18 protein-coding genes are annotated in these 17,311 nt (G+C 69.0%); 8 read left to right on the top strand and 10 right to left on the bottom strand.

All coding sequences use genetic code 11. The features are described from left to right. Window positions 1-19: 19 nt before the first annotated feature. On the bottom strand, window positions 20-514 hold the full coding sequence (locus EI73_RS11575; protein WP_034386845.1) for a (2Fe-2S)-binding protein: 495 nt from the start codon (window positions 512-514) through the stop codon (window positions 20-22). 345 nt (window positions 515-859) lie between these two features. On the opposite strand from EI73_RS11575, the gene EI73_RS11570 reads away from it, so the two are divergent. From EI73_RS11570 to EI73_RS11560, 3 genes are all read left to right on the top strand, one after another. Continuing rightward, complete coding sequence (locus EI73_RS11570) at window positions 860-1,999, top strand: NAD(P)/FAD-dependent oxidoreductase (RefSeq protein ID WP_034386843.1); 1,140 nt, start codon at window positions 860-862, stop codon at window positions 1,997-1,999. Between the two features lie 90 nt (window positions 2,000-2,089). Further along, window positions 2,090-2,632, top strand: coding sequence for a DUF4388 domain-containing protein (locus EI73_RS11565; RefSeq protein ID WP_034386841.1), 543 nt, complete (start codon window positions 2,090-2,092; stop codon window positions 2,630-2,632). Window positions 2,633-2,956: 324 nt separating this feature from the next. After that, entirely contained in the window at window positions 2,957-5,740 is a 2,784-nt protein-coding gene (locus tag EI73_RS11560; RefSeq protein ID WP_034386840.1) for a valine--tRNA ligase, read from the top strand. 49 nt (window positions 5,741-5,789) lie between these two features. Here the strand turns inward: EI73_RS11560 and EI73_RS11555 are convergent, their stop codons facing one another. The 4 genes from EI73_RS11555 to EI73_RS11540 are packed head-to-tail and all read right to left on the bottom strand — an operon-like array spanning window position 5,790 to window position 9,664. Further along, window positions 5,790-6,923, bottom strand: coding sequence for a cysteine desulfurase family protein (locus tag EI73_RS11555; protein ID WP_034386838.1), 1,134 nt, complete (start codon window positions 6,921-6,923; stop codon window positions 5,790-5,792). A gap of 20 nt (window positions 6,924-6,943) precedes the next feature. Next, the gene (locus tag EI73_RS11550; RefSeq protein WP_034386837.1) at window positions 6,944-8,596 is read right to left on the bottom strand and encodes a PASTA domain-containing protein; all 1,653 of its coding nucleotides are present in this window, start codon (window positions 8,594-8,596) and stop codon (window positions 6,944-6,946) included. A gap of 46 nt (window positions 8,597-8,642) precedes the next feature. Further along, window positions 8,643-8,939, bottom strand: a complete 297-nt coding sequence (locus tag EI73_RS11545; RefSeq protein ID WP_034386836.1) for an AzlD domain-containing protein — start codon at window positions 8,937-8,939, stop codon at window positions 8,643-8,645. Continuing rightward, the gene (locus EI73_RS11540; RefSeq protein WP_051935507.1) at window positions 8,936-9,664 is read right to left on the bottom strand and encodes an AzlC family ABC transporter permease; all 729 of its coding nucleotides are present in this window, start codon (window positions 9,662-9,664) and stop codon (window positions 8,936-8,938) included. Before EI73_RS11540 ends, EI73_RS11545 begins: the two co-directional genes overlap by 4 nt. 442 nt (window positions 9,665-10,106) lie before the next feature. Here EI73_RS11540 and EI73_RS11535 point away from each other — a divergent pair, with 442 nt between their 5' ends. Genes EI73_RS11535 through EI73_RS11515 form a run of 4 tightly spaced genes read left to right on the top strand, consistent with a single transcriptional unit; the run spans window position 10,107 to window position 12,767 of the window. Further along, window positions 10,107-10,442: a multidrug efflux SMR transporter gene (locus tag EI73_RS11535; protein ID WP_034386835.1), complete on the top strand. Its 336-nt coding sequence runs from the start codon at window positions 10,107-10,109 to the stop codon at window positions 10,440-10,442. Further along, entirely contained in the window at window positions 10,439-10,765 is a 327-nt protein-coding gene (locus EI73_RS11530) for a multidrug efflux SMR transporter (RefSeq protein ID WP_034386834.1), read from the top strand. Before EI73_RS11535 ends, EI73_RS11530 begins: the two co-directional genes overlap by 4 nt. A 53-nt stretch (window positions 10,766-10,818) precedes the next feature. Continuing rightward, window positions 10,819-12,294: an ADP-ribosylglycohydrolase family protein gene (locus tag EI73_RS11520; RefSeq protein ID WP_369699463.1), complete on the top strand. Its 1,476-nt coding sequence runs from the start codon at window positions 10,819-10,821 to the stop codon at window positions 12,292-12,294. A gap of 41 nt (window positions 12,295-12,335) precedes the next feature. Next, window positions 12,336-12,767, top strand: coding sequence for a nucleotidyltransferase family protein (locus EI73_RS11515; protein ID WP_231557327.1), 432 nt, complete (start codon window positions 12,336-12,338; stop codon window positions 12,765-12,767). A 317-nt stretch (window positions 12,768-13,084) separates the two neighbouring features. On the opposite strand, the gene EI73_RS11510 is transcribed toward EI73_RS11515, so the two are convergent. Both EI73_RS11510 and EI73_RS11505 read right to left on the bottom strand, forming a co-directional pair. Then, window positions 13,085-13,468, bottom strand: coding sequence for a hypothetical protein (locus EI73_RS11510; RefSeq protein WP_034386833.1), 384 nt, complete (start codon window positions 13,466-13,468; stop codon window positions 13,085-13,087). Between the two features lie 4 nt (window positions 13,469-13,472). Further along, window positions 13,473-13,973: a hypothetical protein gene (locus EI73_RS11505; protein ID WP_034388190.1), complete on the bottom strand. Its 501-nt coding sequence runs from the start codon at window positions 13,971-13,973 to the stop codon at window positions 13,473-13,475. Between the two features lie 81 nt (window positions 13,974-14,054). On the opposite strand from EI73_RS11505, the gene EI73_RS11500 reads away from it, so the two are divergent. Continuing rightward, window positions 14,055-14,792: an SDR family oxidoreductase gene (locus EI73_RS11500; RefSeq protein WP_034386832.1), complete on the top strand. Its 738-nt coding sequence runs from the start codon at window positions 14,055-14,057 to the stop codon at window positions 14,790-14,792. A gap of 51 nt (window positions 14,793-14,843) precedes the next feature. Here EI73_RS11500 and EI73_RS11495 read toward each other — a convergent pair whose 3' ends face one another. From EI73_RS11495 to EI73_RS11485, 3 genes are all read right to left on the bottom strand, one after another. Further along, window positions 14,844-15,818 (bottom strand): ferritin-like domain-containing protein, encoded by a 975-nt coding sequence (locus EI73_RS11495; RefSeq protein ID WP_034386831.1) that lies wholly within the window; start codon window positions 15,816-15,818, stop codon window positions 14,844-14,846. A gap of 199 nt (window positions 15,819-16,017) precedes the next feature. Next, complete coding sequence (locus EI73_RS11490) at window positions 16,018-16,686, bottom strand: anti-sigma factor domain-containing protein (RefSeq protein ID WP_034386830.1); 669 nt, start codon at window positions 16,684-16,686, stop codon at window positions 16,018-16,020. Then, window positions 16,683-17,237, bottom strand: a complete 555-nt coding sequence (locus EI73_RS11485) for an RNA polymerase sigma factor (protein WP_034386829.1) — start codon at window positions 17,235-17,237, stop codon at window positions 16,683-16,685. Before EI73_RS11485 ends, EI73_RS11490 begins: the two co-directional genes overlap by 4 nt. Between the last annotated feature and the right edge of the window lie 74 nt (window positions 17,238-17,311).

The following is a 17,311-nucleotide window of genomic DNA, read 5'->3' as shown; positions in this document are numbered from 1 at the left end:
CCAACCGCTCAGCGCCGCTTCAATCGTCCGCTGCCTGCTCCGCCTGCCCGGCGGCCCGGCTGGCCCGCGCGGCCTCCTGGACCGCCCGCACGATGTTGTGGTAACCGGTGCAGCGGCAGTAATTCCCCTCGAGGTGGTGGCGGATCTCCTCTTCGCTGGGGTCAGGGTTATGCCGGAGCAGCTCGGCGGCACTCATGATCATGCCGGGAGTACAAAAGCCGCACTGGAGACCGTGCTTCTCCCAAAAACCCGCCTGGAGGGGATGGAGCTCAGCAGGAGTGCCCAGGCCCTCGATGGTGGTGACCTCCATCCCGTCCGCCTGCACCGCCAAGACCGTGCAGCTCTTGACGGCGTCGCCGTTCAGATGCACCGTACAGGCGCCGCACTGGCTGGTGTCGCAGCCCACGTGGGTGCCGGTGAGCCCCAACTCCTCGCGCAGAAAGTGCACAAGCAGGGTGCGCGGCTCGACAGCACGGGTAAAGGCCTTGCCGTTGACAGTAACGGTTACGTTCACGTCGGACCTCCGGGCTCTGTAGGGCGGGCTTCCTGCATGGTCCACCTCCGGGATGAGGGTACGTGCGCTGGGGCCTAGAACCGGAGCGAGCTCCGCGCCGCCAGGCAGAAGGAACTCGCCGTGATTGTGTCTGCTTCTGTATTCAAGCACGAACTGCACCAGAATGGGGAGGGTTCGGCCGTTCGGCAGCACCCGGCTCCGTGTGGTCTGGGTGTGCGCAGTGACAGACCGAATTGGTGTAAGGTGTACGCTGTTGTCACGGGCCGGAGGAGCGACCTCCGGCGGGTTTTTGGGGCGGCGTCTGCCCTGGGCCCTGCTCGTGAATTCGTTCACAGGAGTGATTGCATGAAGACCCTAATCCTCGGTGCTGGTTATGCGGGCCTTGCCGCCGCCACCAAGCTCAAGCCTACGCCCGGCTTGGAAGCCCTGCTGGTCGAGCAAAATCCCTACCACACCTTCGAGACTCGGCTGCACGAGGCTGCGGCCCACAATACGCCCGTGACCCTGCCCATCGCGCCGCTGCTGCGCGGCACCGGCGTGCAGTTTGAACAGGCGACCGTGGAGAACGTGAACCTGGATGCCCGTGAGGTTCAGCTCAAGGATGGCCGAGTGCTCACCTACGACACGCTGGTGGTGGGTCTGGGCTCGGTGACCAACTTCTACCGCATCCCCGGACTGGCCGAGCACGCGACCGAGCTCAAACAGCTCAGCGACGCCGACGAGATCTTTAACTTCGTCAACCGCGCCTTTTCGAGTGACTACCAGGGCAACCGGGACATTGTTGTGGGCGGCGCGGGCCTGACCGGCGTGGAACTCGTCACCGAACTCGCGCAGCGTGCCCGGGTGCTGAGCCGTGAACGCGGTCTTCCCCCCTTCCAGATCTACCTGGTCGAGGCCGGTCCCAAGATTCTGCCTGTGCTTGACGACGCCCTGCGGGCCCGCGCAGAAGACATCCTGCGCGAGTACGGCATTCACATCCTGGTCGGCCACCGCATCATGAGCGCGACCGAGGACAGCGTGACGGTGCAGACCGCTGACGGCGAGCAAAAGGTGATCCACGCTGGAAAGATCATCTGGACGGGCGGCATTCAGGCGCGCAACATCGTGCAGGGCGAGCGACTCGAAAAAGGCCCCGGCGGGCGCATCGCGGTCGACGAGTACCTGCGCGCCAAGAACTACCCCGAGGTGTTCGTGATCGGCGATATGGGCCTGGCCCTCAACCAGGAGGGCAAGCCGGTCCCCACCACCGCCCAGCACGCCGGGCAGCAGGGCCGCCTGACCGGCAAGAATCTGATGCGCCTCGCCAAGGGTGAGCCGCTTGAACCCTACGAGCCGACCACGCTGGGCGAATTCGTCTCGCTCGGCGGCCTGATGGCGGTTGGTTGGATGAAGCTGCCCTGGAACCAGAAGCTGGCGATCACCGGCGGCCTGGCCCACGTGATGAAGCGCGCCTCGGAGTGGCGCTGGCGAGCGAGCATCGACTGAGGCACCCAGCGAGCTGGGGTCGGGAAAGGTGGCCCGGCCCCGGCCTTGTTTTGTCAGAGCCTTGAAGGGCGCGGCCCGTACACTGCGTGTATGGTGCGCGGTGACTTGGCGGTCTTCCCCTTTATGCCTGTCATGCAGATGCTGCTGTCAAGCGGGCGGGCCGGACGCCTCAGCGTCGCCCACCCGCGGGGCGGCGAGCTGTGGTTTCAGCCCGGCGAGGTGGTTCACGCGCGGGTGGGTGGGCTGACGGGCGAGGCCGCCTTCCAGGTGCTGAGTAGCCTAGATGGCGGACAGTTTACGTTTGCCCCCGACGTGCCCCCCGCCGAGCGAACCATGGAGCTGCGGCGAGAAGCCGCGCTGCGCCGCTTGATCGAGGACGAGGCCGCCTGGCCCGAACTGCTGCGCCTCTTTCCCGACTGGAACCGCCCGCTGCGCTTCACGCCGCGCTGGTCGGAAGCGCAGCCGGTGACCCGCACGCAGTACCTCGCGCTGCGCCTCATTCCCGAAGGCCAGCCGCTGCGCGTGCTGCTGGAAAAGACCGGCCTCCCGCCGCGTACGACGCTGGAGACGCTGCGCCCCTTCGTCACCGCGGGCCTGGTGGAGGTCGCACCCGCTATACTGGCAGGGCAGTGACCGGGAGGAGTACCCGGAAGCGGCACCCACAGGAAAGCCCTGCCGCGCCACAACCGGCGTGACTGAGAGTGGGGCCGGGCAGCCGCCGGGGAAGGTCGCCCGCGAGCGCGACGGCAGAACGGCTCCAAAGCCCAGTAGAGCCGTCCGGGCTGCGCCCGTTACAGCGCGCACGAGCGCCGCACCCGGTCAGGGACGCGGAACGGCGGTGGTACCGCGGGACACAGCGCAGAAAACGCCTCGTCTCGTCCGCACTCGGAGGTTCTCCGGCGGCGAGGCGTTTTGTGTTCTAGCCCTTATGACCATGTGACGGAAGGGAGCCTCCCCATGAGTGACACCGACACGACCACGCCGGGTTGGCCGCAGGACGCCAGCGCGGTGGCCCTCCAGAAAGCCTTTGACCCCGCCGCCATCGAGCCTGCCTGGGCCGAGCGCTGGCGCAATGAGCCGTTTCGCGCCGATGCGAGCAGCGGCAAGCCCCCCTTTACCATCGTGATTCCGCCCCCCAACGTGACCGGCAACCTGCACCTGGGGCACGCGCTCGACAACACACTGATCGACACCCTCATTCGCTACAAGCGCATGCAGGGTTTTGAGGCGCTCTATCTGCCCGGCACCGACCACGCGGGCATCTCGACCCAGGTGGTTGTGGAGCGGCAACTGAAGGCAGAGGGCCAGACGCGCTTTGACCTCGGCCGCGAGGCCTTTCTCGAACGGGTCTGGGCGTGGAAGGCGCAGTCGGGTGGCCAAATCCTTCACCAGCTCACCCGGCTGGGCGTCTCGGCCGACTGGACCCGCGAGCGGTTCACCATGGACGAGGGGCTGTCGAGGGCCGTGCGCTACCAGTTCATTCAGCTGTACCACCAGGGGCTGGCCTACCGCGGCGAGCGCATCGTGAACTGGGATCCGGTCAGCCAGACCACCCTCTCTGACCTGGAGATCGACCGCGAGGTCCGCAAGGGCAAGATGTATACCCTGCGCTACCGGCTGGAAGACCCGCAGGCACCCGCGAGCAACGGCGAGGCAGGCGAGATTCGCATCGCCACCGTGCGCCCAGAAACGATCTTCGCGGACCAGGCGATCGCCGTGCACCCCGAGGACGAGCGCTTCGCGCACCTGATCGGCCAGCGGGCCCGCATTCCCCTCTCTGGCCGCCTCATTCCCATCATCGCTGACGCGGCGGTCGAGCGGGACTTCGGCGTGGGGGCCCTCAAGATCACGCCCGCCCACGACCCGACCGATTTCGAGATCGGGGAACGGCACGGCCTCGCGCGGCCCAGCGTGATCGACCTGCACGGAAACCTCACGTCGGACCTGGTGCCGGAACCCTTCCGGGGAATGGAACGCTTCGCGGCGCGGCGGGCGGTGGTGAGGGCGCTGGCCGAGTCCGGTGACCTCGTCGAGGAACAGGATCACGACACTGCGATTGGCCTCTCCGAGCGGACCAAGGTACCGGTCGAACCCATCGTCAGTACCCAGTGGTTCGTGCGGACCCAGCCCCTGGCCGAGCGCGTCCTGCAGGGGCTGGAGGCGGGCGAGATCAGCATCACACCCGAGCGGTACGCCAAGGTCAACCGCGACTGGCTGCTGGGCATCCGCGACTGGAACATCTCGCGCCAGCTCTGGTGGGGTCACCAGATTCCAGCCTGGTACGACGAGGCGGGCAACGTCTATGTGCCTGACCTCGAGAATCCCGACCTCGACTGCGACCAGGACCCGCGGTACGCGCACCTCCAGCTGCGGCGCGACCCCGACGTCTTTGACACCTGGTTCTCCTCTAACCTGTGGCCCTTTTCGACGCTGGGCTGGCCGGACACCGACTGCGAGGACTACCGCAAGTTCTACCCCACACAGGTGCTTGTGACCGGCTACGACATCCTGTTTTTCTGGGTCGCGCGCATGGAGATGGCCGGGTACGCGCTGACCGGGCAGGCCCCCTTCTCCACGGTGATGCTGCACGGTCTGTACCTCGACGCCAAGGGCCAAAAGATGTCCAAGAGCAAGGGGAACGGCATCGATCCCCTCGAACTCTTCGACGAGTACGGGGTAGACGCCTGCCGCTTCGCCTTTACCAGCCTCTCGACCGGCGGGCAGGACATCCGGCACGACCCGAGGAGATTCGAGCAGGGCCGCAACTTTGCCAACAAGCTGTGGAACGCCGCTCGCTTTGCCCTGCTGCGCCTCGCGGAAGCCTCCCCCGGGCTCCGCGGTGAGGACGACCTGACCCACTACGTCCGCAGCGCGGTCGAGCAGCCGAGCGTGCACGGCAGTGACCCCCTGCGCAGCCGCGACGTGCTGGCCCGCCTGCGTACCCGTGAGGACCTCACCCTGGCCGACCGCTGGGTGATCAGCCGCCTCAACGCCGTGACCGCCGAAGTGAGTGCGAGGCTCGAGGAGTACGACATCGGGGCAGCGATTCGCCTCCTGTACGCCTTTACCTGGGACGAGTTCTGCGACTGGTACATCGAGGCGGCCAAGCCCGCGCTCGCGGCGGGGCAGCTCGGCACGCTCGCCACCCTCAAGGCGGTGCTGGAACACATCCTCAAGCTGCTGCACCCCTTCATGCCCTTTATCACCTCCGAGCTGTACGCCTCTCTCGGCCACCGCCGCCAGCTCGCGCTGCACTCCTGGCCGCAGTTTGATCCCGCCCTGCACGACGCCGAAGCCACCCGCGCCTTTGACGCCCTGCGCGCCGCGGTGAGTGCCGCCCGCTCCCTCAAGAGCGAGTTGGGCCTCGCGCCGCAGGACCGGCTGGACGTGGCGGTAGAGGGCGAACTGGGCGGCACGGTGACGGAAAACGCCCGCGTGGTCGAGAGCATCGCCCGCGTGACGCTGGTGCCCACCCTTGCGGGCCGCACCCTGAGCGCCGTCGAACAGGGCGTGACGGTGCGCGCACCCCTCGAGGGCACCGTGGACCTCGCCGACTGGCTGAGCAAGCAGAGAAAGCGCCTGGCAGAACTTGACCGGCAGCTTCAACAGGCCCAGGGCAAACTCAGCAACGCCGGCTTCGTCTCTCGCGCTCCAGCCGAAGTGGTCGAGGAGGAGCGCCGCCGCCTTGCGGACTTCGGGGCGCAAAAGGAGCGGCTCGAGGCAGTGCTCGCGCAGTTCTGAGGAGCGCTTCCCCCCTTTACGCCGGTCCGGGGTTCGCGGGCATCAGCCGTTAGCCCCGGCTCCACTCCGCCGCCTGCCGCAGTGCGGCTGCCGCCGCGTCCACCTCGGCTTCCGTCGTCGCTCGGCCAAAACTGAACCGCAGGGTGGCGCGGGCATCGGCCTGGGCGAGGCCGATGGCGGTCAGGACGTGGCTGGGCTGCATGGTTCCGGCACTGCACGCGCTGCCTGCACTGGCACATACACCCAGCAGGTCGAGATTCATCAGCAGCGCCTCGCCGTCTGCGCCCGGCACAGTGACGGAAGCGACCTTGGGGCTGGCGTCGGGGGGATGGTTCACCCGCAGACCGGGAAGAGAGGCCACCTGCTCAAGGAAACGCTGGCGAAGGCGGGTAAGGTGGGCAAAAGCTTCCTCGCGCACGGCCTCGGCATGGGTCAGCGCGACTCCCGCGGCATAGACGCCCGCGGTGTTCCCGGTGCCGGGGCGCAGGCCGCCCTCCTGACCGCCGCCCAGGGTGACGGGGGGCAGGGCCGTTCCTCGTTGGACGTACAGGAAGCCCACCCCCCGCGGCCCACCCCACTTGTGGGCGCTGAAGGTAGCAAAGGTGACGCCCCAGCCGCCCAGGTCGAGGGGCAGCACACCGGGGGCCTGCACGGCATCGGTGTGGTAGGGAACGCCGCGTGCGGCGGCCACAGCAGCCAGCGCGGGCGTGTCCTGCACGGTGCCGAGTTCGTTGTTCGCGTGGTGAATGGAGACGAGGGCCGTATCGTCCCGCAGCGCCTCCGCCAGTTGCTCCGGCGTGTAGCGCCCCTGGGCGTCAGGTGTCAGGAAGGTGACGGCCCAGCCCTGCGCGGCGAGAGCGCGAGCAGGAGCCAGCACGGCGGAATGCTCCGTCAGGGTGGTGACGAGGTGGCCGGGTCGCCCACGGGCCTCCTCCCAGGCGCGGGTGACGCCCAGCAGCACGTGGTTGTCCCCCTCGGTACCGCCGCTGTTGGCGACCAGGGTGCGGGCGTCCACACCCAGCGCAGCGGCGACGCGGGCGCGGCCCTCCTCCAGTCGCTCGCGGGCGGCCTGCCCCGCCGCGTGAATACTGGCCGGATTGCCGGGAAGCGCAGCGGCCTCCAGGTAGGCGGCGAGCGCCTCGGGCGTCATGGGATGGGTGGCAGCGTAGTCGAGGTAGATCATCACGGAGGGTGGGGACACAGCTACGGCTTGACGGTCGCGTACTCTTCGCCGTTCCTCCGAATGACAAAGACCGCGTCGCCGCGAACATCAACGTTTCCCTCTGCGACCGCGCCCGCAAGCTGCGTCTGATCGGTGGCGCCCTGAATCTCGCGCTCGCCGTCGGCATCACGCACGGAGATCGTATAGGTGCCCTCCGGCAGGTCGCCGGGAAAGACGTAGCGAAAGCGAACGGACCGGGGGGCAGCCTCGGGTTCCGCGGTCTCATCCGCCGCTGGCGTCGCGGGGATCTCCTCGGGGGCAAGGGGCGCTTCTGCCGGCGGGCTCTCGGGAGCCTCAGCAGAAGTGTCGGGCGCCACGGCTGACCCGGCGTTCGTCTCCGCGCTCTCTCCCTCGGCGGTGGGCGGTGGCGGCGGAAGGGGCAGGCTTCCGGTCGGCTGGCTGGGCGGACTGTAACGGGCGGTCGCGACCGTGAGGGTCACCGGGCTGCCCACCGCCACGCGCACGTAGGGCGCAGGCGTCTGTTCGAGCACCGTGTTTTCGGGAGCGTCACTGGGGCGCTGGACCACTCGGTGAACGACCAGCCCAGCGAGCCGGATCTGCTTGCGAGCCGCTTCAAAGGGCAGCCCGGTGAGATCGGCGATCCAGGTTTCCTTGCCGCGAATGCCGGTCGACACCATCACCTGCACGGACTGCCCGCGCTGAATGGCCGCGCCCGGCTCCGGCGCCTGCGCGATAATGCGGCCCTCAGGCGTCTTGGTGAGCGTGCCGTCGACCCGGATGACCTTGCCCAGCGACAAGGCGTTATCGCGCAGAGCAGCACGCGCCTGCTCGAGCGTGAGCTCCTCCAGTTTGGGCACGTTCAGCGAGGGCGGGTTATTGACCGTCAGCGTCACCAAGCGGCCCACGGGCAGGTTGGTACCCGCCGCGGGCTCCTGCCGGATCACGGCGCCAATGGGCACGTTGCCCGAGTCGCCCAGGGTGTACTCCACCCGGAAGCCCGATGCCGTGAGCTGGGCCGCAGCCTCCTGTGCGGGCCGGCCGGTCACGCTCGCCACCTCGCGCACCGGAGGATTGAGGTAGATCTGCCCAGCCTGCGTGCCCAGGTACGCTGCGCCACCCAGAAAAAACAGACCCGGCACAAAGGTCAGCCACGCGCCCGGCTGCCGCCGACGCTTCACCGGCACACCCGTAAAGGGCGCGAGCGCCTCCGCGTTCAGGCGGGTAACCTCCTCGGGCGTGCGGCCTTCGGGGGCCGGGCGCAGGTACGCTACCCGCACGTCGCGGCCCTCGACCACCACATCCGCATCCGAAAGCGCGTAGCCGTGCTCGGCCAGCCGTGCGGCCAGGGCCTGCACCGCCTGCACGACCTCCTCCTGTTTGACCGGCTGCGCAGCAACCTCCGCGAGCGGTGTGCCGGTCACGGGCTGCCACACCGCGTAGTAGGCCCCGGGACGCGCGACCACATCGGTGAGGCCTGCCGGAGCGATTGCGCGCAGGGCCGCACGGTAGGCATGAAAGCCCTGCCGAGCGGCGGGCGAGGCGACGTCAAACCACGCGACACGCCGGGTGACGCCCTCGCCCGCGCGAACCTCGCTGAGGGTCACATGCCCTTCGCGCGCGAGTTCTCGCACGACCTGGTATTTCCCGTCGATGACCGCCGCCTGACCCGTCATGCGCCGCCCAGCATAGCGCGGCCGAGGTCAGCGCGGGGAGACTCGCCTACAGTCCCGCTCCCCGCGCCCCCCAGTACGCGGCGAAGCCCCCCAGAATCCCCAGCGCGAGATTCCGACTGCGCCACAGCAGCGCCCCACCCACGGCGCACCCGATCAGACGGCGGGGCCATTCGGGGCTCCCCAGCACGTCGGGCACGATCAGCGTGGCGAACACGCTGACGGGCACAAAGCGCAGGAAAGCCAGCCAGAAGGGTGACAGCCGCAGGCGGCCCAGGCTAAGACCCAGCAGCCGCACGGGGTACGTGACTGCCCACATCAGCCCTATGACCACCAGGACGCTCATGCCCGCTCTCCCCGCGTTACCAGCCCAGCGCCCAGCAGCGCCCCGCCCACCCCGACGAGCAGCACCACCAGCCCGCCCGGCAACACGCGCGAAAGGCCCCACGCCGCCAAGCCGGAGACGAGCGCGACAAACACCGCCTCACGCCCCACCAGCAGCGGCACCAACAGCCCCAGGAAGGCAAGCGGGAAAACGACGCCCACCCCCAGCGCGGCGGGGTCCGGCAGCACGCCGCCCGCGAGGGCCCCGGCGAACGTCGCCAGGTTCCACACCACGTACAGGCTGAGTTCAGCCCCCAACACGAAGCCGAAGGAGAGGCCGCCCGGCTCGCGGGTCCCGTTCACCACCGCCACGCCGTAGGCCTCGTCGGTCAGAAACTGTGCGGCGAGCATCCGTTGCGGGCGGGTGAGGGGCACCTCTCGGGCGAGGCTCAGGCCGTACAGCACGTGCCGCGCGTTGAGCAAAAAGGTGGTGGCGACGATCCCGAGCGTCGATGCCCCCCCGGCAAAGAGGCCCGCCGCCGCGAACTGCGAGGCCCCCGCAAAGACCGTCAGGCTCATGAGCTGCGTTGCCCAGGTGCTGAGCCCCGCCGCCCGCGCCGTGACGGCATACGCCACTGCGAAGGGAATGATGCCCAGCCACAGCGGCACCAGTGCTCGGAAGCCGCGCCAGAACGCGGGCCAGAAGGACGCGGGCGTTTCCCTCAGGAAGGCGGAGGAGCGGGTCATGCGCTGCCCAGTCTAGCCCTGAAGGTGAGACAGGCTGACGTTCGCCTGAACAGGCCCGGTTAAACTCATCCCCAGTCGGAGCCGTCCACCCAGCCGGGGCAGGGGCTTCGCACGGGCCGGAGGTGGCCCGCATTCCTCATACAGGTGCCGGGTGAAACGCCAATGCGCAGAGATGCGTGTCGAAACGCCACCGTCCTTGAGTTGCTGATGGATACCCTCTACGTCCGAAGCTGGACGTAGGTGGCAGGCGGCTACAGTTCCGCCCTTCCGGGAAACGACAACCGGAAGTGCTCCACCTCCGCCACCCGCCACCTTTTGGCTTCTCGCTCCGCTCGAGGTGATGAGCGCATCATCACCTGCCAGCGACTGAGGTACATTGACGTTCTTCCTTTTTTGCACGTCACTTGCATTGCCCTAAAACCATAAGGAAGGTGTTTTTTCTATGCGCGCCTGGATCGCGCTGTTCTCGGCCATTGCCTGTGAAGTTACGGGCACGCTGGCCCTCAAACTGTTTGGCCTGAATACGCCCTGGCTGGCCGCGGCCGTCACGGGCAGTTCCATCGTTCTCTCGTACCTGCTGCTGTCGCTCGCGTTCCGCCGGATTCCGGTGGCGGTGGCCTTTGCCATCTGGGAAGCCGTGGGCCTCGTCGCCATCACGCTGCTGGGGATGTGGCTGCTGGGCGACCACCTGACAAAGCCGCAACTGCTGGCGCTGGGTGGATTGCTGCTGGGCGCGCGGCTGCTGCACGGCGGCACCCGTGCCGGGGGTGAAGCATGACCGCCGCGCTGGCTCTGCTGTGTCTGGCGGGCGCGGCGGGGCTAGACATCCTCGCCAACCTGCTGCTGAAGGCGTCGGACGGGTTTCGCCGCCCACTGCCGGGCGTGGCCGCACTCGCGCTGGTGCTGTGTGCCTTCGGCCTGCTGGGCCTCAGCCTGCGGGCGGTGCCGCTGAGCGTGGCCTATGCCGTCTGGGGCGGGCTGGGCATCGTCGGCGCGGCGCTGCTCAGCCGCCACCTGGAAGGGGTGCGCTTCACGCCGCGCGCCTGGGCGGGTCTGGCCCTGATTCTGGGCAGCGTGGCGGTGCTGCACCTGGGGCACTGACAGCGGTGGCCCCATGAGGGGTGCTTTCCTCGATCAGGAGCTAAGCTCGCCGCATGGACTGGCCTGCCCCTCAGGACTTCGTGCATGGCGACCCCCTTCCCCCGCCGACCGAGTGGGCACGGCCCGGCCTGGTGATGTTCTTCAACCTGGAATGTCCGGGGTGCGTCTCACGTGGGATTCCCTTCCTGAAGCGGCTGCACGCCGAGTTCGGAGACCAGGTGAACCTGCTGGCGCTGCACACCAGCCGCGGCCACCGCCTGCTGCCGCGGGAGGACGTGGAGCCGACCCTGATGCGGTTCGCGCGGGACTACGCCCAGCTCCCCTTTCCCGTCGCGCTTGACCTGGGGGGCGACCTCGCCCGCGCCTGGGCCACGGAGGGCACGCCCCACTGGCTGGCCTTCGCACCGGGCGGCGAGCTGCTGCGGAGCGTGTACGGCAGCCAGGAGAACGCGCAGACGCGGCTTCAGTACCTCCTGGAGGAGGTGGTGGGGGCAGGTAACCTCTGCTCGCGCCACTCTATCTATCCTGCTCGCGTGCCCGCTGCCGTTCTCCAAACGCTCCTCTCCCTGACCGCCGCCGACGCGCTGGGCGCCGCCACCGAGTTCAAGACGCCCGCAGTCATCCGTGCCCGGTACGGCGAGACCTTGACCGACTACCAGCCGGGCAGCGTCTTTGGCTTTGCCCCCGGCGAGGCGACCGACGATAGCCAAATGACCGTGGCAACCCTGCTGGGCTACGGGCAGGGCAGGGGGATAGAGGAGGTGCTGAAAGCCCTGTGTGCGTGGCTGGAGGCCGGGCCACCGGACGCGGGCCGCCTCACCCGTGCGGCGCTGCGGCACGGCACCCTTGACGGCGGTGCGCGCGCCTGGACCGCGAGCGGCTTTCAGAGTGCCGGGAATGGCGGCCTGATGCGTGTCGCGGCGGTATGGTTGGCGGGGTTCGGCGGAGAGGATCTGGCCAGGGAAGCGGCGGCCGTCACTGCGCTGACGCATGCCGACCCGCGCTGCGTGTACGCGAGCATCTTTCTGACCGCCTTTCTGGAGGCGCTCCACACAGGGCATCCTTACCGGAGTGCGGCGGAAGTGGCCCTCAGCGTCATGGACCGCCTCGATGCCCGCCGCACCCTGCTGGAAGCCGGCATCCTCGGCCTGAACACGCGGGCCGCCCATGACGCCTTCCGTGCTCAGGAGCGGGCGGCTCGCGCCCAGATCCGCGCCCGGGTCCGCTCGGGCCTGGAGGGGCACGTCTCCTCGCAAAGCGGGTTCGTGCTGGACACGCTAGAAGCCGCTGTCGCCCATGCCAGAGCCGACACCTGGCTTGCCGCCGTGGAACCCGCCGTGCTGCGCGGCGACGACAGTGACACGGTGGCCTGTGTCGTCGGAGCGATTGCCGGGGCACGCGGGCTGGACGTTCCCCCGCACCTCCTCCCACCGCTGCGCCTGGGGCACAGCTGGCCCGGCTGGAAGCGTGAATGGCCCTGCACCGAGCATTTCCCGGCCGTGCTGGAGGGCGCGCGTGACCGAGGCTGAGTTCCTGCACACCGTTCGCCTGAGGGGCCCTCTTCCAGACGGTGTGGAACGTGTTGGGCGGGCAGCCGCCGGAAGCGCACATCCGCGACTACGACCTGTTCTCCTGGGACGCCGACACCAGTTACGAGGGGGAAGACGCCGTGATCCGCCGCGCGAACGCCCTCTTCGCCGACCTGAACGCCCGCACCGAGGTCCGCAATCAGGCCCGCGTCCACCTGTGGTTCCCGCAGAAACACGGCCTGACCCGCCCTCCCCTGCGCAGCGCCCGTGAGGGCATCGAGCAGTTCCTGATGGAATGCACCTGCGTCGGCGTGGACGCGCGGGGCGAGCTGTACGCGCCGTTCGGGCTGGCCGCCTGCGCCCCAACCCCCGCAACCACACGCCCACCCTGTACGCGGCAAAGGTGGCCGACTACCGGCAGCGGTGGCCGTGGCTGCGGGAGGCAGAGACCTGAGGAACACAGACGGGCCTGAGGGACCGGCACCTGCGGACTGCCACCCTCCTCCTTCGCAGTTCTGCGAGGCCCTCACAAGTGGAGAGGGAGAAAAACGCCTTACTCACAAGCTCTCCCCTAACAAGTCGTGTCAGCCCTGATCTTTTCAAACTGGGTCAGTCGGCGGCCGATTCCTGCCTTCCAGGTCTACGTTCCAGGCAGACGAGCCGTTCGGGCCGTCAGGCCCGAGGCCTTTCAAACGGGCGGAGCACGACGTCCAGGCAGGAACCGGGGCGAGACCAGCAAGCCTTCCCACGTCCGGGACGACGCTTGCCCAGCCCAGCGCCGCTCCCCCCATCACGCCATCCGCACCCGATTCGTCTGCGCCGCGATCTGCCCCGCCGTCCACAGCACCTCCCGAACGTGCTCCAGCAGCAGCTCTCCTACCGCTCGGCCATTCAGCCGCAAGCTGAGCTGCTCCGGCGTGAGGGCACGCACGGCCTGCACCTCCCACTCTGCGAGACGAATCAGCCCCGCGTCATCGGGCGGCGGCGTGCTGCCGGTGACCTGCGCGATCCCCTGCCAAAGGGCCCGCTTGCTCCCCGTGAGCGCTGCGACCAGAGCCGCGATGCGCGGGGAAGGCTGCCCGTCGGCCAGGGCCAGCGCCGCCCGCACGCTGTAGTGCGGCCCCTGCTGCGCGCCTTCGAGGAGACGGGCCAGGTCGTGCGGCAAGAGGCTCATGGGCTCACCGCACCAGCCGGAAGGTGTCACCCTCCCGGGTGAGGCGGCCCGCGTCCAGCAGGCGGCGGAGTGCGGCGCGGGCCTGCTCGTCAGTGAGCGGCGAGGAGGCATTCAGGTCCTCGAAGGTGAACTGCCCGCCCTTGCGGTACGCCAGGCGCAGGACCATGCGTTCCTGCACGTCGCTGTACCCCGCGCGGCTCGCCCGCGACCCGAACGCCTGCCAGACCAGCCAGGCCACCAGCAGACCTACCAGCAGCGCCAGCGGCAGCGTCCGCAGCGCAAAGTCGGGGTCGGCGATCTGGGCGGCCAGGGCCGCAAGGTGTTGCCGCGCCGCCTCGACCTCGGCAGGTCCGGCCCCGCTTGCCGCCAGGTCACGGACGTCACCACGCTCGCGCAGGTAACGCAGCACACCGGCGGTGTCGCCACGGACATAACAGGCGCTGTAGGCGATCAGGGCGCTACTGAGCCCCGCGATCAGGGTGACGGCGGCGCGCGGCACGTTCATGGGGGCATGGTAGCGGTTTGGAAACAGGGCCGCCGCCACCTCCATCACGCCTGCGCCCCAGAGCGCCTGTTACCCTAACCCATGACCCTTTTCAGACTGGACGGACGGCGTGCTCTGGTGACGGGCGGCAGCAAGGGCATCGGGCTGGCTGCGGCACAGGCGCTCACGGCCCTGGGTGCCGAGGTCACCCTGGTGGCCCGGGGGGAGGAGGCGCTGCGCACCGCCGCGGCCCAACTCGGCGCACGCTGGGCCGCGGCGGATGTAGGCACTCCGGACGGCGTGCAGGCAGCGGTCGAGGCAGCGCGGCAGGCCGGGCCCATCGATATCCTGGTGAGCAACGCGGGAGGCCCGCCGCCCGGCCTGCCCAGCCAGATGACCGAGGAGGCGTGGCGACGGGGGTTCGAATTGACGTTCCTCTCCACCGTGCGCCTCGCCGACGCGGTGCTGCCGGCCATGCGCGAGCAGCGGTGGGGCCGCATCATCGCGGTGACCAGCCTGACGGTGGGGCGCCCCGCGCTGACGCTGCCCGTCAGCAATGCGATGCGCGCCGCCGTCACCAACCACCTGCGGACCCTCGCGCTGGAGGTCGCCGCCGAGGGGGTGACCTGCAACACCGTCGCGCCCGGCTATACCGCCACCGAGCGCCTCAGGGCCCTGCACGCCGACCCCGCCGAGGCCGAGCGCCTCCAGCACCGCATTCCTGCCCGCCGCTTCGGCCAGCCGGGCGAGGTGGGCGCGGCCGTGGCCTTTCTCGCCACGGGCGAGGCCGGGTACATCACCGGACAGGAACTCCTCGTCGACGGCGGCTGGAGCATCTGAGGACACGACTCACCCCGCCCCGAAGGAGGGGGGCGGGGCCGATCAGCGTCTTTAGAGCTTCAGCAGGTTGCTGTAGTCTCCCGTGACGCTGTTGCCGCTCAGGCCGTCGGGGAAGAAGCCGCCCTTCGTCGCATTCGGCTCGAGGAACACGATATTGGCCACCTGGCGGGGCGTGCGGCTGAAGGCGATGCCGTTCTGATCGGCAAGGACGATGTTGGCGCTGCGGGCAGGCACATAGTCGGGGTTCCCCGCACCGGCGGTGATGCCCTGGTCGCGGTCATCATTCCCGTCCACCGAGTCGCGCAGGTTGCTGATCGCCTGCACGACCTGGGCGACCGTCAGACCCGCCGCGGCCTGCTCGTTGCGGCGCTGGTAGAGCTCGGTGCGAATAGCCCCGGAGTGGTACGCCTCAACCGCCAGGATGCCCGCCGCGTTCTCCAGGTTGCCGCCCATCCGGTCATCCACCAGGAACCGGGCGGCTCCCTTGTAGGCGCTCACGCCCACATCTTCAAACACAAAGGCGCCGTGCAGAAAGAACAGCGGGTTGGCGTAGGGGTTGAAGTTGGTGATCGCCCCGTTCGAGGCTGCGTTCCCGGCGGCGACAAACGAGCCGCTCAGGTCGAGCCTGGGCTGGGCCACCGCGGCGGAGCCGAGCACCTGCCGGATCACCTTGACGTGGGCCAGTTCGTCGTCGGCGATCTCGTGCGCCATCGCCAGCAGGTCACCGGTCAGACCAGGCACGGTCATGCCGCCCCTTCCTGTAAAGCCCTGGGGCAAGATCACCTTGCTCGCGTCCCCCCCCGCCGCGGTCAGCTCGTCGAGGCGGCCCACGGCAGCTAGGTAAAAGGCCGCCTCCAGGTACTCCAGGTTGAGTGCAAAGTTAAAGATGACGGCGTCGAGGTTGGGCTTGGTGGGGTTGGTGGCGAGCACGTTCGTGCAGCCGGACAACACCGCGCCCGCGCCCATCATGCCCGCCATGCCCAGGAAGCGGCGGCGCGTGCTCATGCCCTGCGTGTCTTGACTCATGCCTGTGTCCTCCGAGAAAGAGAGTGGGGAAAAAGGAAAACCGCCTGAAGGGACAGGCGGCCCACCGCACCGGCTACCACCGAGACCGCTCGGGCCTTCCTGTTCCTCCACTGGGCTCGTATTCGCCCGGTGCCCAACTGGATCGGCCCAGACGCCATGCATAAAGCTTCTCTAAAGGCTGGCCGGCAGCGGCGGACCCTCAGAGCTTCTGAATAAAGAGCGGCTGGGTCGTCGGCTGCGGGCTGCCGCCGCGCGGCTCAACGCTCACGGCAATGGTGGCCTCTGGGGGCAGGCGGAGGAGCAGGCCCTCCTGAAACACTCCTCTGGAGACGGGCGAGCCGTTCTCGATCTGCCACAGCTGGTAGGTGCGGTCCTGCTCCAGCGGACGGGTCAGGCCGACATACACCCGCCCGTCCGGCAGACGTACGGCCGTTCCCAGAGGAGTGCCGTTGACCTCGATGGGGTGCACGACCGCTCCGGGCAAGCGCGCATACCGGCGGGCCGCGTCCTCATCGACCTGTGAAAGCAGGAAAATCGCCAGAGCCAGCGCAGCAGCCAGCGCCAGCCCCGCCGAAAAGCGCCAGGACGGGCGTCTGGGTGCGGGCCGTGCCCTTGGCGTCTCCCGCAGCGGCGGGGCGAGTCGTCCTTCTGCCCGGACGCGCGCGAGCAGGCGCTCACCCGCATCTGCCGGCACCGTCACTGCTCCTGGGTCGAGGTCGTCCAGGAGGTGACTCAGGGCGTCGAGGTCGGCCCGCAGCTCCGCGCGCAGGGCCGGATCGGCCGCCAGCGCAGCCTCGACTCGGGCGGCCTCCGCAGGGGGCAGCGTGCCTAGCGCGTAGGCCAAAAGGTCGTCACGGTCAGGCTTCACCGCTCCCCTCCTTTCCCTTCCGGCGTCCCGGCCCCCAAAGCCGCCCGCATGCGGTCTACGGCGGCCCGCAGGCGTGACTTCACCGTTCCGAGCGGCAACCCGGTCAGCGCCGCCAGCTCCGCGTGAGAGTATCCCCGGTAGTAGGCCAGTTCCACCAGACGGCGCTGCTCGCCCTCCAGGGCCTGCAGGGCTCGGTCGGCCAGCACCCGATCAGCGGGATCGGTGGGGACCGTGGGTTGGTCCCAGTCCTCCAGTTCCAGGCCCACTTCGGGCCGGTCTCGGAGCTGCTGAAGGAAGCGGTGGTGGGCGATGCTCACCAGCCAGGTCTTGACGCTGGCCCGTGTGGGATCAAAGCGGGCGGCGTGCCGCCAGGCATTCATAAAGGCGTCTTGCACGCAGACGTCCACATCATCCCGCTGGCGCAGCATGCGGTGACCCAGGCCGTAGAGCAGCCGCACGTACCGCCGGTGCAGTTCCAGCAGCGCGTCCTCGTCGCCTGCCGCCATCCGCTGGAGGAGCGTCTCGTCTGTGGGTTCGGCGGGTGGGGTCATGACCGTGCGGGCAGCTTAACACCCTCCCCCGGGTCAGACCGGACGCCGCAGCCCAGACTTCACTGAGTAGCCCA

The organism is Deinococcus sp. YIM 77859 (assembly GCF_000745175.1).
GTDB lineage: Bacteria > Deinococcota > Deinococci > Deinococcales > Deinococcaceae > Deinococcus.
Note: the sequence above shows the minus strand (reverse complement) of the source record. Positions and strands in the feature narration are given on the sequence as shown.

Excerpts from the sequence above, each read along its gene's own strand:
- EI73_RS11570 (WP_034386843.1), top strand. The coding sequence starts at position 860 with ATGAAGACCCTAATCCTCGGTGCTGGTTATGCGGGCCTTGCCGCCGCC.
- EI73_RS11565 (WP_034386841.1), top strand. The coding sequence starts at position 2,090 with ATGGTGCGCGGTGACTTGGCGGTCTTCCCCTTTATGCCTGTCATGCAG.
- EI73_RS11560 (WP_034386840.1), top strand. The coding sequence starts at position 2,957 with ATGAGTGACACCGACACGACCACGCCGGGTTGGCCGCAGGACGCCAGC.
- EI73_RS11555 (WP_034386838.1), bottom strand. The coding sequence starts at position 6,923 with ATGATCTACCTCGACTACGCTGCCACCCATCCCATGACGCCCGAGGCG.
- EI73_RS11550 (WP_034386837.1), bottom strand. The coding sequence starts at position 8,596 with ATGACGGGTCAGGCGGCGGTCATCGACGGGAAATACCAGGTCGTGCGA.
- EI73_RS11545 (WP_034386836.1), bottom strand. The coding sequence starts at position 8,939 with ATGAGCGTCCTGGTGGTCATAGGGCTGATGTGGGCAGTCACGTACCCC.
- EI73_RS11540 (WP_051935507.1), bottom strand. The coding sequence starts at position 9,664 with ATGACCCGCTCCTCCGCCTTCCTGAGGGAAACGCCCGCGTCCTTCTGG.
- EI73_RS11535 (WP_034386835.1), top strand. The coding sequence starts at position 10,107 with ATGCGCGCCTGGATCGCGCTGTTCTCGGCCATTGCCTGTGAAGTTACG.
- EI73_RS11530 (WP_034386834.1), top strand. The coding sequence starts at position 10,439 with ATGACCGCCGCGCTGGCTCTGCTGTGTCTGGCGGGCGCGGCGGGGCTA.
- EI73_RS11520 (WP_369699463.1), top strand. The coding sequence starts at position 10,819 with ATGGACTGGCCTGCCCCTCAGGACTTCGTGCATGGCGACCCCCTTCCC.
- EI73_RS11510 (WP_034386833.1), bottom strand. The coding sequence starts at position 13,468 with ATGAGCCTCTTGCCGCACGACCTGGCCCGTCTCCTCGAAGGCGCGCAG.
- EI73_RS11505 (WP_034388190.1), bottom strand. The coding sequence starts at position 13,973 with ATGAACGTGCCGCGCGCCGCCGTCACCCTGATCGCGGGGCTCAGTAGC.
- EI73_RS11500 (WP_034386832.1), top strand. The coding sequence starts at position 14,055 with ATGACCCTTTTCAGACTGGACGGACGGCGTGCTCTGGTGACGGGCGGC.
- EI73_RS11495 (WP_034386831.1), bottom strand. The coding sequence starts at position 15,818 with ATGAGTCAAGACACGCAGGGCATGAGCACGCGCCGCCGCTTCCTGGGC.
- EI73_RS11485 (WP_034386829.1), bottom strand. The coding sequence starts at position 17,237 with ATGACCCCACCCGCCGAACCCACAGACGAGACGCTCCTCCAGCGGATG.